Source organism: Nannocystis pusilla (assembly GCF_026626665.1).
Classification (GTDB): domain Bacteria; phylum Myxococcota_A; class Polyangia; order Nannocystales; family Nannocystaceae; genus Nannocystis; species Nannocystis pusilla.
Window position 1 is genome coordinate 9678784 of sequence record NZ_JAPNKE010000002.1, and the last position, 14101, is coordinate 9692884.

A 14101-nucleotide genomic window follows, 5' to 3' on the forward strand; every position below is an offset into this window, starting at 1 on the left:
TTCAGGGCATGTCCTTCAGGCCAGGGCGACCGCGCGCTCCCAGTTGCTGCGCAGGGTCGCCAGGGCGGTGGTCGGCGGGTTCGGGGTGAAGGCGCGGTCCTGCTGCCAGGCGGCCGCGAGGGCGGTGGTGTCGGACCACACGCCGACGCCGAGGCCGGCGAGGAAGACGGCGCCGAGCGCGGTGGCCTCGAGCATGGTGGGGCGGGCGATCGGGACGCCGAGGAGGTCGGCCTGCAGCTGCATGAGGAGGTCGTTGGCCGCGGCCCCGCCGTCGACCTTGAGCGCCTTGAGCGGGGCACCGATGTCGGCGCTCATGGCGCGGAGCAGGTCGGCGATCTGCAAGGCGATGCCCTCGAGCGCGGCGCGAGCGATGTGCGCGCGGGTGGTGCCGCGGGTGATGCCGCTGATCAGGCCGCGCGCGTGCGGCCGCCAGTAGGGCGCGCCGAGGCCCGCGTGCGCAGGCACGAGGACGACGCCGCCGCTGTCCGGGACGCTGGCGGCGAGCGCCTCGATCTCGCTGGCCTTGACGACGAAGCCGAGGCCGTCGCGCAGCCACTGCACGACCGCGCCGGCCATGAAGGCGCTGCCCTCGAGGCAGTAGGTGGTGCGCTCGCCGATCTGCCAGCCGACGGTGGTGAGGAGGCCGTGGCGCGAGGCGACCGGGGTGTCGCCGGTGTTGAGCACGGCGAAGGCGCCGGTGCCGTAGGTGCACTTGGCCTCGCCGGGCCCGAAGCAGGCCTGGCCGAACAGCGCCGACTGCTGGTCACCGGCGATGCCGTGGATCGGGATGCCGTCCGGCAGGCCGGGCACGCCGCGGGTCTCGCCGAAGCGGGCGGTGCACGGGAGGACGCGCGGCAAGATCGCCGACGGCACCCGCAGCAGAGCGCACAGCTCCTCGTCCCAGCCGCCGCCCTTGAGCGGCCAGAGCAGCGTGCGCGAGGCGTTGCTCGGCTCCGACACGTGCGCGGCGCCGGCGGTCAGCCGCCACACGAGGTAGGTGTCGATGGTGCCGGCCTGTAGTTCGCCTGCCTCGGCGCGCGCGCGGGCGCCGGGCACGTGGTCGAGGACCCACGCCAGCTTGGTCGCCGAGAAGTAGGGGTCGAGCAGCAGCCCGGTGCGCGCGCGGATGAGGTCCTCGTGGCCGGCGGCGCGGAGCGTCTCGCAGGTGTCGGCGGTGCGGCGGTCCTGCCACACGAGCGCGCGGTGCAGCGGTCGTCCGTCGCGCCGGCCCCACAGCAGGCTGGTCTCGCGCTGGTTGGTGATGCCGATGGCGGCGATCCGCGCCGGCGCCACGCCGCTCGTCTGCAGCACCTCGGCGACAGCGGCGAGGACCGACGCGTACAGCTCTTCGGGGTCGTGCTCGACCCACCCCGGCTGCGGAAAGTGCTGTGGGAACTCCCGAGTCGCGCGCGCCAGCACGCGGAGCTGCGGGTCGACGAGCAAGCAGGTGCTGCCGGTGGTCCCCTGGTCGATGGCGAGGATCAAGTCTGCGGTGGTCACGGCGCCGGGAGCGTATCACCTGCGCGCATCGCGGCGCCCGGGCCGGCGGCCTCGGCATTGGCCGGCCCGACCCAGGGAGATCTGCCCGGACCCCTCGCGTGCGTGGACGCGCGCGCGGCGACCCCGCGAATGGGCAAAATCGCACATGTGTCGTGGACCGCGACCTGTGGCCCCGCAGCACCCTTCAGAGGCGTTTTACCTAGCCGGATGGGGCGGTGACGGGCATCGCTCGGATCGCTACAAAGACCTATCAAATCCCTATCACTAACATTCACTTACGTATCACTGAGACGGTTCCGCCACGTTGACGAACCCCTTGCCGGGGCTGACAATGTGTAGGAAAGCGTAGCCCGACCGGCCAGCCCCATGACCGCGACCCCGAAGCAGGAGCTTCCAGCTCCGCCGCCGCAGCAAGCCGCTCCCGCGGACACAGCCGAGCTGTACACCCGCCCCGACGCGGCGCCGCGCGAGCGCGAGGCAGACGAAGGCGACGAGGTCGGCGAGCCCGCGGCCGCGAACACCTCCGAGGTCGAAGCGCCGGCGCCGAAGCGAGCCCGCAAGGCCGCCACCACCGAGTCGGGGGCCGCGGGCGCGAAGGCCAAGGGCGGCGTGCAGCCCAACAACGTCCGCAAGCTGCGCCAGGCCGCCATGATGAGCAAGGCCGAGCTCGCGCGACGTGCCGGCGTCAGCCCGCTAACCATCGACCGCGTGGAGTCGGGATGTCCATGCCGCATGGATACCAAGCGCAAGATCCTCGAGGCGCTCGGGCTCAGCCCCTCGGCGCGCGAGCAAGTGTTCGGCCCCGACATCGACCAGGGTTGAGCCGCGTTCGCGGCCGCATCGCGCCGGTCCAACACTCCCCGCCCCGCGAGCCCGCGTCGCGGCCCGCCGCACGCGAGGCGGCGCTAAACGCATGACCAGGCGCTGCTTCGGCCTCGACCTCGGCACCTCCGCGGTCCGCCTCGTGCAACTGCGACAGGCCCGCTCGGGTCTGCGGGTCGCTCGCTTCGGCGTCGAGCCGCTGGCCCCAGGTTGCATCGAGGACGGCCAGGTCGTCGACCACGACGCGACGGTCGCCGCGGTCCGGCGCGTGCTCGCGCGCGTGCGACCGCTCGGCCGCGACGTCGCCCTCGCGGTCGCGGGGAACGGCGTCATCATCAAGCGCTTCGCGGTGCCGCAGCTCAGGCCCGAGGCGCTGGTCGCCCAGATCGCGTGGGAGGCCGACCAGATCGTCGCGCCGCAGCAGCGCGGCGAGGTGCTGGTCGACCACACGATCTTGCGCGAGAACCCGGCCACGGGCGAGATCGAGGTGCTGCTCGTGGCGGCCAAGCACGACATCGTCCGCCAGCGCCTGCGCGTCGCCCAGGACTGCGGGCTGCGGCCCGTGGTCGTCGACGCCGCCGCGTTCGCGCTGCACAACTGCGTCGAGGCGGCCCACGGCCTGGTCGGCGGCGAGACTGCGGCGGTGCTGGCGGTCGGCGCGTCGACGTCCACGATCACGATCGTCGCCGACGGGGTGCCGGCGTACGGGCGCGACTTCGGCGCCGGCGGGCGCGACTACGACGCGGCGATCCAGCGAGCTACGGGCGCGAGCGCGAGCGAGGCCGAGGCGTTGAAGCGGCGCGCGGCCGCCGAGCCCGAGGTCGCGGCCCGCCTCGCCGAGGTGCTCCTCCCGGTGTCACAGGCGATCGCCGGCGAGGTCCAGCGCTCGCTCGCGTTCTTCCTCGACTCGACGGTCGCCGAGCCGCTGTCGCGCATCTACCTGGCCGGCGGCGCCGCGGCCACGCCGACGCTCGCGCCGGCGCTGGGCGAACGCCTCGGGGCGGCGGTGCAGCGCGTCGAGCCGTTCGCTCGCCTGGCGGTCGACGCCGGCGTCGACGCGGCCGCGCTCGCGGCCGAGGGCGCGGCCGCGGCGCTGGCCTTCGGGCTGGCGCTGCGGCGGGAGGACGACTCGCCTTGATCCGCATCAACCTCCTGCCGAAGGCCCAGCGGCGGCGACGCCTGCGGCTGCGCAGCGGCGCGGTGCTCGGCGGCGCGATGCTGCTCGGCTGGGCCGCGGTGCTCGCCACCGGCTACGCGTGGATCGCCAGCCACGGCGCGCGTGCGGCCGAGCTGCGCGAGCGCGCGGCCGAGGTGACGGTGGTGACCCGGCGGCTCGAGAAGAAGCGCGACAACCCGGCGCTGGCCGAGCGCCAGCGGGTGCTGCGGATCCGCCAGGAAGCGCTGGCGCGGCTGCAGGAGGCCCGCGGCGCCCCGGCGGCCGCGCTCGCAGCGTTCGCGGCGCTGTTCGAGCCCGCCGGCGCGGCGCTGCGGCCGCTCGAAGCGCACGCCGTTCACCTCGGCGTCTGGCGGGTCGAGGGCCTCGCCCGCGACGTCGCCGCGCTCACCGAGTTCGTCGCCCGCGTCCGCCGCGAGGCGAAGTTCCACCTGTCCTATGGGCCAGAATACGCCCGCACCGCCGACGGCGGCCTGCGCTTCCGCCTCGACCTCGAGGCCGCGCCGAACGAGTGAGACGTCCCCGTGCTGTCGCCCGAGAGCCTCACGCGCCTGTCGGTCCTGCAGACGCTCCTCGTCTGGGTGCTCGGCGCCAGCGTCACGGCGATCGTCGGCTACGTGCTCTTCTACGGGCCGGCCCGCGCCGACCTGCTCGCCGCCAGCAACGAGCTCGCGGCCGCCGAGGCGCGGCAGCGCCAGGTCGCGCAGGAGCTGGACGAGCAGCACAGCTTCGCCGCGGCGCTGGCCGTCGACGAGGAGGCGCTGTCGCGGGCGCTGGCTGCGACCCCCGGCGCTGCGGGCGACCGGGCCGACCTTCTCTTCATCGTCCCCGAAGTGGCGCGCGCGTCGGGCCTCGACATCGATCGCTGGCAGCCGCTGCCCGACGAGCCCGCGGGCGAGTGGGGCGTGCGTTCGCCGGTGCGGGTCGACGCCCGCGGCAGCTGGGACGCGCTGCTCGCCTTCGTCGCCGAGCTCGCTGCCTTACCCGAGACCGTCGTCATCGACGACCTCGTGCTGCGCTGGCCCGACGCCGGCGAGGCGCTGGAGATCTCCTGTCGCGCCGGCGCGCTGCGGGTCCGCGCCGAGCTCGCCGAGCCGCCTGCGCGACCGACGGCGCCGGCCCAGGTCCCTGCGATACGCTGATGAGCTCTCTCACCGCCATGAATTCACGCCGTGCAGACGATCCGCAACGACCGCTCTTCCTCACCGGGATGATGGGCGCCGGCAAGTCGACCGTCGGGCCGATCGTCGCCGCGCTGTGGGGCGCGCCGTTCATCGACCTCGACCGTCGCATCGAGCGGATCTTCGGCGCGGCGATCCCCGCGCTGTTCGCCGGCGGCGAGTCGCACTTCCGCCGTTGCGAAAGGGCCGCCTTGCAGCTCCTGGTCGCCGAGCCCGGCTTTCGCTCGCGCACCGTCGTGGTCGCCGCGGGCGGCGGGCTCGTCGTCGACCCGGCCAACCGCGCGGCCATGCGCGAAGCGGGCGTCGTGTTCTTCCTCGACGTCCCGGCGGCCGAGTTGGCGCGCCGACTGAGCGCCACCGCGATCGGCGGGCGCCCGCTGCTCGGGTCGGACGAGGGCGCGGTCGCGGCGCGCGTCCGCGAGCTCCTTGACAAGCGGAGGTCGGCGTATGAGGAAGCGGACGGAGTTGTCGACGGCAACGGACCGCCGCAAGATGTGGCGCACCGGTTGCTGACGGCGCTGTCCACCAGCCTCCGCATCCCCTGAGGTCCTGCATGCAAGACAGCGGGTCATCCAGTCAACGCAAGCGCCCTCGGCCCCTGGTGCTCGACGTCCACGTCCCGGCCGAGAGCCGCAATTATCCGGTGCTCATCGGCCGCGGCATGTTGTCGCGGATCGGCACGGAGCTGCGGCAGCGGCTCGGCGGGGCAATTCGGTCGCGCTGATCACCGACGCCAACGTGGCCCGGCTGCACGGCGCCGCGGCGCGCTCGGCCCTCGAGGCGCACGGCTTCCAGGTCGTGCCGATCGTCGTTCCTGCGGGCGAGGTGCACAAGAACATGCCGTCGCTGCTCGGCGTGCTCGAGCAGATGATCTCCGGCGGTCTCAGTCGACGGGACGCCGTGGTGGCGCTCGGCGGCGGCGTCGTCGGCGACCTCTCGGGTCTGGCCGCGGCGCTCTTCATGCGCGGCATCCCGATCGTCCAGGTGCCGACCTCCTTGCTGGCCCAGGTCGACGCCTCGGTCGGGGGCAAGGTCGCGGTCGACCTGCCCGGCGCCAAGAACATGGTCGGGGTGTTCCACTTCCCGCTGTTCGTCGCCATCGACCCCGAGGTCCTGAGCTCGCTCCCCGACCGCGAGCTCGCGCAGGGCCTGGCCGAGATGCTCAAGCACGCCCTGCTGTTCTCGGGCGACCACCTCGAGCAGCTGCTCGGGCGGGCGGACGCGATCTACGCCCGCGACGTCGACGTCATCACCCCCTTGGTGGCGACCTCGGTCGGCCTCAAGGCGGCCTGCATCGGCCGCGACCCGTGGGAGCAGGGCGAGGCGGGCAAGGGGCGGGTGCTGCTCAACCTCGGGCACACGATGGCGCACGCGATCGAGGCCGCCTCGAACTACGAGGTGCCGCACGGTGACGCGGTCGCGCTCGGGTTGCGGGCGGCCGCGCGGGTCTCGGAGCTCAAGGGCGTCGCCGAGCCGGGGCTCGAGCCGATGGTCACGCAGGCGCTGGCTCGCCTGCGCTTGCCGCAAGATCTCGACGCGTGGTTGTCCGGGGATCGCGGCGCCGCCGTCGAGCGCGCCCTCGCGGTCGACAAGAAGCGCGTCGGCGGCACCGTGAGTTACGTGGCGTTGGCGCGGGTGGGCGAGCCGCTGGTCTTGCCGCTGACGCCGCGCGAGATCCTGGGGCTCCTGCGGCAGCGGGCGCAATTGCCCGCGGAGTGAGCGCAGGGCCGAGACAACCGAGTGTGAAGGCCGTTTTGCGGCCGAGTTGAGGCTTGCCAGAACCGATTTGCTCTGCCAACCTGGCGGCCCGCGCGAGGACTGCGCCAACCATGAAAGACACCCTCAAATCCATCGTCGACAAGATCCCGGGCGCCAAGGGCGCCATTCTGATGGGCTTTGATGGCATCGCCGTCGAGCAGTACGACGGCGGCAGCGGGGCTGACATCGAGGGCATCGCGACCGAGTTCTCGTTCCGGTTCGTCGAGCTGCTCAAGGCCACGAAGGCGCTCGACCTCGGCGCGCTCACCGACATCACGATCAAGGCCGAGCGCGGCACCCTGCTGGTGCGCTGCCTGTCCGAGGAGTTCTTCACGATCGTGCTGCTGGAGGACTCGGGGAGCTTCGGCAAGGGGCGCTGGGTGCTGAAGAGCGCGGCGCCGGACCTGCTCGCCAGTCTGTAGGCTGCGAATGTCGGCGGCGCCGCGGGTGCTCGTGATTCACGGGCCCAACCTCAACTTGCTGGGCCAGCGCGAACCGGGCATCTACGGCGCGCAGACCTTGGCCCAGCTCGACGCCTCGCTGCAGACGCTGGCGGGTGAACTCGGAGCCGAGTTGACCTGCCGGCAGAGCAATCACGAGGGCGTGATCCTCGACTGGATCCACGCCGCGTACGGCACCGCCGACGGCATCATCATCAATCCGGGCGCCTACACACACGAGCGTGGCCATCCAGGACGCGCTGCGTGGAGTGCCCGTGCCGGCGGTCGAGGTCCACCTCAGCAACCTCTACCGCCGCGAGAGCTTGCGCCAGGTATCCCTGTCTGGCGTAGCATGTGTCGGCGTCATCATGGGCCTCGGCACTGCCTCGTATCACCTCGCTCTGCGCTACCTCGTAGCCGAGCACACGGCCCGCCCGTCGTGAGCGACGTGCCCGGGACCCTTCGACCCTGACGGAGAGTGCATGTCGTCCGAACCTCGGGATTCGTCTCCACGGCCTGATTCGCTGCCGGACCTGCGGTACGTCCGCGAGCTGGCCAAGGTGCTGCGCCAGAACGACCTCGACGAGATCGAGATCGAGAGCGGGGAGCATCGCGTGCTGCTCCGGCGCAACATTGGCCTCGAGGCCGCGCCGGTGGCGGCGCGTCCGGCCGTCTACGAGGCGCCTGCGGCCGTGCCCGCTGCGGCGGCTGCGGCGCCGGCTGCGCCCGCGACCGCGCCTGCCGCCGGTACCTTCATCACATCGCCGTTCGTCGGCACCTTCTACCGCTCGGCGAGCCCGGACACGCCCTCCTTCGTCGAGGTCGGCACCATGGTGCAGCGCGGCCAGACCCTCTGCATCGTCGAAGCGATGAAGTTGTTCAACGAGCTCGAGGCCGAGTTCCCGTGCGTGATCGAGGAGTGCCTGCTCGACAACGCCAAGCCGGTCGAATACGGGGCCAAGCTGTTCCGGGTCCGCAAGCTCTGATGCCGACGAAGACGCCTCATCCGACCGCGCCGCGGCCCAGCCAGCCGCCGCCCCTGAGGGAGATCCGCAAGGTCCTGATCGCCAACCGGGGCGAGATCGCCCTGCGCGTAATCCGGGCCTGCCGCGAGCTGGGGCTGCGCACCGTCGCCGTCTACTCGACGGTCGACGAGCACGCGCTCCACGTGCGATTCGCCGACGAGGCGGTCTGCATCGGGCCCGGCCCGTCGTCGCAGAGCTACCTCAACATCAAGAACATCATCGCCGCCGCCGAGCTGACCGGCGCCGACGCCGTGCACCCCGGCTACGGCTTTTTGTCGGAGCGGGCCGAGTTCGCCGAGATCGTCCAGAAGTGCAAGCTGACGTTCATCGGGCCCGACCCGGTGCACATGCGCGTGATGGGCGACAAGGTCACCGCGCGCCAGACGATGGAGCGTTCGGGCGTCCCGGTGCTGCCGGGCACGGGCGTGCTGACGAGCGCCGCGCACGCCGTGGCCGAGGCCGAGCGGATCGGCCTGCCGGTCATCCTCAAGGCCTCGGCGGGCGGCGGCGGGCGCGGCATGAAGATCGTCCGCGACATCAAGCTGCTGCCGCAGACCCTGCAGACCGCCCAGGTCGAGGCGCTCAAGGCGTTCGGCAACGGCGACATGTACATCGAGCGCTACGTGCAGAGCCCGCGCCACGTCGAGGTCCAGGTCGTGGCCGACCAGCACGGCAACGCCAATCACTTGCTGGAGCGCGAGTGCTCGGTCCAGCGGCGCCACCAGAAGGTGCTGGAAGAGGCGCCCTGCTCGGTCCTCAGCGAGACCTTGCGGCGGGAGATGTGCGCCGCCGCGGTCCAGGCCGCCAAGGCGATCGGCTACCACTCGCTCGGCACCATCGAGTTCTTGCTCGACGGCGACCGGTTCTACTTCATGGAGATGAATACGCGCGTCCAGGTCGAGCACTGCGTGACCGAGATGATCACCGGCGTCGACCTCGTGCAGGAGCAGATCCGGCTGGCCACGGGCGAGCCGCTGGGGCACCTGATGCGCGAGTTCCGGCCGCGCGGCCACGCGATCGAGTGCCGGATCAACGCCGAGGACCCGATCAAGTTCATCCCTCAGCCGGGGACGATCTCGGCGCTGCACTTCCCGGGCGGCTACGGCGTCCGGGTCGACAGCCACATGTACCAGGGCATCACGGTTCCGCCCTTCTACGACTCGATGCTGGCCAAGCTCATCGTCCACGCCCCGGACCGCCAGCAGGCGATCCGGCGGATGCAGCGCGCGCTCGGCGAATGCGTCATCGAGGGCATCCAGACCAATATCCCGCTCCATCGGTGGCTTCTCAAGCAACCGGCGTTCATTAGTGGTAAATACGATACCCACTTCCTCGAGGCGTCGCTCGACCCCGAGGCCGTGCGCGCCGAGGCCGACGCCGAAGTGCAAGGCTAAGGAGAAGGAAGACAGGAAGAAGGACACGGGTGGCGTTCAACCGCGACAAGGCACTGGCAGCGGCTGCGAAGTACGCGGCGAAGGGTCAGCACGACCGGGCGGCGAAGGAGTACGCGGCGGTCGTCGAAGCTGACCCTTCGGACATCCGTTCCTGGCTCCTCTACGCCGACGCGCTGCGGCAGATGGGCGACACCGCGGGCGCGAGCGAGCGGTTCGTGTTCGTCGGCAAGCACTACACCGAGGCCGGTGAGCACCAGAAGGCGCTCGCGGTCTACCGGCAGGTGCTGCAGATCGACTCGGGCCGGCTCGACGTGCAGTCCAAGGTCGCGGGGCTCTACAAGGAGCTCAACCGGATCCAGGACGCCATCGCCACCTACGAGTTCGTCGCCCAGGCGTACTTCCAGAGCGGGCAGATCGTGGAGGGCCTCGAGGGCTTCCGCATGGTCGCCGAGCTCGACCCGGGCGCGGTCGGCAAGCGCCTGCGGCTGGCCGAGCTGTACTCGCGCGAGGGCATGGTGCCGCAGGCGGTCGAGCACTTCCGGCTCGCGGCCGACAAGCTGTTCTCCGACCGCCGGATCGACGACTACATCCGCGTCGCCGAGCGGCTCATCTACCACAAGGAAGACGACCTGCCGGTCCTGCGCTCGCTGGCGCGGATCTACCTGTCGCAGAACGAGAACCGGCGCGCGCTGGTGAAGCTCAACGCGCTGCTGCGCTCGGCCCCGGCCGACCCGGAGGGCCTGGAGCTGCTGGCCGACACGTTCGTCGCGCTGGGCAAGCAGGACAAGTCGGTCAGTGTGCTGCAAGAGCTGGCCAAGGAGCAGCGCAAGGGCGGGCGCAAGGCCAAGGTGCTGGCCGCCCGCGTGCTGCGCAAGGCGATCGCCCTCGGGCCCGAGAACGCCGAGGAGCTCAAGAAGACCGTCGCCGACATCGACGCCGAGATCGCGGCGCTGCCGATCGATCCGAAGGACCGGGAAGAGGAGGGGCTCGACATCGACGTCGTCGAGGAGGAGGCCGCGGCGGCGCAAACCGCCACCGACCTCGAGCTCGACGTGGAAGTCGAGGACGTGCCTTCGCGCCCTTTCGCAGGAGTGGGCGCGAACCTGGCGCCCAGCGCGGCGGAGGAGCCTGAGGACAACGTCGGCGACGTCGACAAGCTGCTGCTCGAGGTCCGGGTCTACATCAAATACAAGATGTTCGAGCACGCGCTCGGGCACCTCGACTCGATCTTCGTCCGCGACGCCAGCAACACCCAGGCCCTCGAGCTGCAGGCCTCGATCCTCGAGTCCCTGGGGCGCAACCCCGAGGCCGCCGACACCTACGTCCGCCTGGCCCAGCTGGTCGCCGGCCGCGATCTGAAGATCGCCCGCGACCACCTCGAGCGCGCGCTGCGGCTCGCGCCCAACCACACCAAGGCCGAGATGGTCCTGACGGCCCTCGAGGCCAGCGGCAGCCAGCCCGACGAGGCCGCGCCGCTGGTCCGCGGGACCAAGCACGAGCGCCTGGCCGGCGACGCCGAGGCGCCGCCACCCCAGGCCGGCCAGAGCGGCGCCGGCATGAGCTCGGCGGGTGACTCGGCGCGCAGCGGCCTGATCCCCGAGGTCGCCGCGCCTGGCGAGTCGGGCTCCGGCGAGCAGGCCGACCTCACGCCGACGCCCGCCCCGGCCCCGCTGCCCGAGGAGCCGAAGGCGGCCGCGGCCGCGCCGGTCGAGGAGGCCGAGGCGGCCCGCGACCACAGCGGCCTCAAGAACCTGGCGCTCGGCCTGGCGGCTCCGACCGCGCGCGACGAGGGCGACAGCAGCGTCAAGACGCCGCTGCCGACCAAGTTCTCGGAGAAGACGCCGCTGCCGCGGGTCTTCGGCGAGAAGACGCCGCTGCCGACCTTCAAGCCGCCGGCCAAGGCGGACGACAAGACGCCTGTCCCGACGGACCTGTCCGCAGAGACAGCCGCGGACGCGAAGCCCGAGGCGGCGAAGGCCGACGTCGCGGCGAGCGAGGCCGGGACGAGCGAGGCGGCGAAGCCCGACGTCGCGGCGAGCGAAGCGGCGAGCGAGGCGGCGAAGCCCGAGGCGAAGGCCGAGCCCGAGGCGAAGGCCGAGCCGGCGAGCGAGCCGGTCGAGGCCGGCCGCAAGCCGCCGCGCCGTCCGCCCGCGAAGCCGCCCGGCGAGAAGTCGGCCGCCAAGCCGGCGCCGCGCGCCGAAGAGGTCGAGGAGCTCGAGGCCGAAGAGGTCGAGGAGCTCGAGGTCGACGAGATCGTCGAAGCCGCGCCGGAGCCGGCGCCGCGCAAGCCGGCGCCCGCCAAGAAGGGCCCGCCGACGCCCGCCCGTCCGCCCCAGCCGCCGCGCAGCGAGAGCGTGGTGACCAGGCGTCCGGAGCCGCCGCCGCCGCGCAGCGAGAGCGTGGTGACCAGGCGTCCCGAGCCGCCGGCGCGCAGCGAGAGCGTGGTGACGAAGCGGCCGGAGCCGCCGGCGCGCAGCGAGAGCGTGGTGACGAAGCGGCCGGAGCCGCCGCCGCGCAGCGAGAGCGTGGTGACGGCGAAGCCCGAGGCCGCGGCCGTCGAGCCGAAGCCCGAGGCCGTGCCGACGGACAGCTCGACGACGACCGAGGCTGTCGCGGCGAAGCCCGAGGCTGCCCCGACGGACAGCTCGACGACGACCGAGGCGACTGCGCCCGAGGCGAAGCCCGAGGCCGTGTCGACGGACTTCGCAGCGGCGAAGTCCGAAGCTGTCCCGACGGACAGCTCGGATGCCGCGGCCGAGCCGGAGTCCGTCCCCGCGGACGCCCAGGCGGCGAAGGCCGAGGCTGCCCCGACGGACAGCGCGGAAGCTGCCGCGAAGTCCGAAGCTGTCCTTGCGGACAGCTCGGAGACCGCCGCGAAGCCCGAAGCGAACAGCCCCAAGCAGGCCGAAGTCGCCAAGTCCGAAGCCGCGAGCACATCGGCCGAGGCTTCGGCGAGCGAGCCGGCCGCCGTGGATGCGACCAGCGCAGAGGCCAATGCCTCGACGCCCGAGACCTCGGCCGCCAAGCCCGAGGTGCCGAAGGCGGAGATCGTCCGGCCGGCCGCCCCCGCCAAGTCCGACGCCGCGGCGAAGCTCCGGGCCATGCGCCTGGGCTCCTCGAAGCCGGCCAAGCCGGTCACGCGCCTCGGCGAGACGAGCGCGCCGAAGCCCGCGGCGACCCCTGCCGCGAAGCCCGCGAAGCCCGAGGCGAGGCCGGCGGTCTCTGCCGACAGCCAGTCGAGCGAGGCGAAGCCGGCGGTCTCTGCCGACAGCCAGCCCACGACCGAGGCCGCGCCGACCAGCGAGCCCAAGCCCAAGGCTGTCTCTGCGGACAGCCAGGCCACGACCGAGGCCGCGCCGACCAGCGAGCCCAAGCCCGAGGCTGTTTCTGCGGACAGCCAGCTCGCGACGAGCGAGGCGAAGCCGGGAGCTGTCCCCGCGGACAGCCAGGCGACGAGCGAGGCTGTCTCCGCGGACAGCCAGCCCGCGACGAGCGAGGCTGTCCCCGCGGACAGCCAGGCGACGAGCGAGGCGCAGCCGGAGGCTGTCTCTGCGGACAGCCAGCCTGCGACGAGCGAGGCGAAGCCGGAAGCTGTCCCCGTGGACAGCGAGGCGAAGCCGGAGGTTGTCTCTGCGGACAGCGAGGCGAAGTCGGAAGCGGTCCCCGCGGACAGCCAGGCGACGAGCGAGGCGAAGCCGGAAGCTGTCCCCGCGGACAGCCAGCCCGCCCCCACCGAAGCTGCCCCCGCGGACAGCCACGCCCCCGAAGCCCCCGCGAGCGAGAAGCCGGAAGATGTCCTTTCGGACATCGAGGCCGAGCCCGCCGAAGCCGCCGCCGAGGCAGCGACGGCGACCGAGCCTGTCTCCGCGGACAGCAAGGCCTCCGACCTGCTGAGCGCCGAGCTGGAGGAGCTCGAGGCGGTCGAGGAGATCTCCGCCGAGGAGCCCGCCGCGCCGGCGGACTACCCGGACATCACCGACGAGGTCGAGGAGCTGCGGTTCTTCATCAGCAGCCGCTTCGAGGACGACGCCCAGTTCACCTACCTCGAGCTGCAGCGGCGCTTCCCGGGGCACCCGGCGCTCGCCGAATTCGCCGACCGCTTCGCCACCGGCGCCAAGCTCGAGTCGGCCGCCGCGCCGGTGATGATCGAGGACACCCCGCCGCCGGTCGCCGCCGCGCCGCCCGCGGCCGCCAGCCCCGGCAGCACCGTCCTGCGCCTCGACGACGAGGAGGACGAGGACGACTTCCTGTCCTCGATCTTCGACGAGCCGTCGCCGGTCAGCCGCAAGAAGTCGTCGCAGCAGCGGGCCGTCGCCACCCTCACCGAGCAGGCCGACGCCCAGACCTACTTCGACCTCGGGATGGCCTATCACGAGATGGGGCTCATCGACGACGCGCTGACCCAGTTCGGGCTGGCCGCCGCCGACAGCACCTGGCAGTCGCGGGCCAAGGTCATGATCGCCGACCTCCGGGTCCTCCGCGGCGAGCCCTCGGTCGCCGTCGCCGCCTTGCGCGACGCGGTCGCCAGCGCCAACGACGAGGACGAGCGCGACGCGGCCCAGTACCGCCTGGCCGAGGTCTACATGACCCTCGGCGACACCGCGGCCGCCGCCGAGGCGCTGCGCGACGTGAGCCCCGGCTACCGCGACCGCGACGAGCTGCTGGCCGAGCACGAGGGCTGAGAGACCCGTGCGGCTTGTCACGCCCCCGCGCGGCCGGTCATGGCCGCCGCGGGCCTGCGTGCGGGCGGCGGTGATGGCCCAGGCTTGTGATCGTGGCGGCCCTCTGGTACTGGACCGTCCCCGCT

12 protein-coding genes and 1 pseudogene are annotated in these 14101 nt (G+C 72.6%); 12 read left to right on the forward strand and 1 reads right to left on the reverse strand.

Features of this window, described 5'->3' with window-relative positions; genetic code table 11:
- Positions 1-15: 15 nt before the first annotated feature.
- Entirely contained in the window at positions 16-1500 is a 1485-nt protein-coding gene (gene glpK / locus OV079_RS42895; protein WP_267775506.1) for a glycerol kinase GlpK, read from the reverse strand.
- Positions 1501-1866: 366 nt separating this feature from the next.
- Between glpK and OV079_RS42900 the strand changes: the two genes are divergently transcribed.
- The 12 genes and pseudogenes from OV079_RS42900 to OV079_RS42955 all read left to right on the forward strand — a co-directional run bounded on the left by OV079_RS42900 (position 1867) and on the right by OV079_RS42955 (position 13976).
- The gene (locus OV079_RS42900; RefSeq protein WP_267775507.1) at positions 1867-2322 is read left to right on the forward strand and encodes a helix-turn-helix transcriptional regulator; all 456 of its coding nucleotides are present in this window, start codon (positions 1867-1869) and stop codon (positions 2320-2322) included.
- A 91-nt stretch (positions 2323-2413) separates the two neighbouring features.
- The gene (pilM, locus tag OV079_RS42905; RefSeq protein ID WP_267775508.1) at positions 2414-3460 is read left to right on the forward strand and encodes a type IV pilus assembly protein PilM; all 1047 of its coding nucleotides are present in this window, start codon (positions 2414-2416) and stop codon (positions 3458-3460) included.
- Positions 3457-4011: a hypothetical protein gene (locus tag OV079_RS42910; protein ID WP_267775509.1), complete on the forward strand. Its 555-nt coding sequence runs from the start codon at positions 3457-3459 to the stop codon at positions 4009-4011. Before pilM ends, OV079_RS42910 begins: the two co-directional genes overlap by 4 nt.
- 9 nt (positions 4012-4020) lie before the next feature.
- Positions 4021-4638 (forward strand): type 4a pilus biogenesis protein PilO, encoded by a 618-nt coding sequence (pilO, locus tag OV079_RS42915; protein ID WP_267775510.1) that lies wholly within the window; start codon positions 4021-4023, stop codon positions 4636-4638.
- Positions 4639-4655: 17 nt separating this feature from the next.
- Complete coding sequence (locus OV079_RS42920) at positions 4656-5222, forward strand: shikimate kinase (RefSeq protein ID WP_267775512.1); 567 nt, start codon at positions 4656-4658, stop codon at positions 5220-5222.
- 8 nt (positions 5223-5230) lie between these two features.
- Positions 5231-5401, forward strand: a complete 171-nt coding sequence (locus tag OV079_RS42925; protein ID WP_267775513.1) for a hypothetical protein — start codon at positions 5231-5233, stop codon at positions 5399-5401.
- Positions 5401-6396, forward strand: coding sequence for a 3-dehydroquinate synthase (locus OV079_RS42930; RefSeq protein ID WP_420829586.1), 996 nt, complete (start codon positions 5401-5403; stop codon positions 6394-6396). Before OV079_RS42925 ends, OV079_RS42930 begins: the two co-directional genes overlap by 1 nt.
- A 110-nt stretch (positions 6397-6506) precedes the next feature.
- The gene (locus tag OV079_RS42935) at positions 6507-6857 is read left to right on the forward strand and encodes a roadblock/LC7 domain-containing protein (RefSeq protein ID WP_267705099.1); all 351 of its coding nucleotides are present in this window, start codon (positions 6507-6509) and stop codon (positions 6855-6857) included.
- 7 nt (positions 6858-6864) lie between these two features.
- Positions 6865-7318 (forward strand): annotated as a pseudogene (aroQ, locus tag OV079_RS42940) (type II 3-dehydroquinate dehydratase).
- A gap of 39 nt (positions 7319-7357) precedes the next feature.
- Entirely contained in the window at positions 7358-7861 is a 504-nt protein-coding gene (accB, locus tag OV079_RS42945) for an acetyl-CoA carboxylase biotin carboxyl carrier protein (RefSeq protein ID WP_267775516.1), read from the forward strand.
- Positions 7861-9294 carry an acetyl-CoA carboxylase biotin carboxylase subunit gene (gene accC, locus OV079_RS42950; protein ID WP_267775518.1) on the forward strand — a complete coding sequence of 478 codons (1434 nt, stop codon included), beginning with the start codon at positions 7861-7863 and terminating at the stop codon, positions 9292-9294. The genes accB and accC overlap by 1 nt, the downstream gene beginning before the upstream one ends.
- Before the next feature lie 29 nt (positions 9295-9323).
- Entirely contained in the window at positions 9324-13976 is a 4653-nt protein-coding gene (locus OV079_RS42955) for a tetratricopeptide repeat protein (protein ID WP_267775519.1), read from the forward strand.
- The last annotated feature ends 125 nt before the right edge of the window (positions 13977-14101 follow it).

What these genes read in the sequence shown, in the direction of transcription:
- OV079_RS42920 (WP_267775512.1), top strand. Translation starts at nt 4,656, where the DNA reads ATGAATTCACGCCGTGCAGACGATCCGCAACGACCGCTCTTCCTCACC.
- accC (WP_267775518.1), top strand. Translation starts at nt 7,861, where the DNA reads ATGCCGACGAAGACGCCTCATCCGACCGCGCCGCGGCCCAGCCAGCCG.
- OV079_RS42900 (WP_267775507.1), top strand. Translation starts at nt 1,867, where the DNA reads ATGACCGCGACCCCGAAGCAGGAGCTTCCAGCTCCGCCGCCGCAGCAA.
- OV079_RS42925 (WP_267775513.1), top strand. Translation starts at nt 5,231, where the DNA reads ATGCAAGACAGCGGGTCATCCAGTCAACGCAAGCGCCCTCGGCCCCTG.
- OV079_RS42935 (WP_267705099.1), top strand. Translation starts at nt 6,507, where the DNA reads ATGAAAGACACCCTCAAATCCATCGTCGACAAGATCCCGGGCGCCAAG.
- accB (WP_267775516.1), top strand. Translation starts at nt 7,358, where the DNA reads ATGTCGTCCGAACCTCGGGATTCGTCTCCACGGCCTGATTCGCTGCCG.
- pilM (WP_267775508.1), top strand. Translation starts at nt 2,414, where the DNA reads ATGACCAGGCGCTGCTTCGGCCTCGACCTCGGCACCTCCGCGGTCCGC.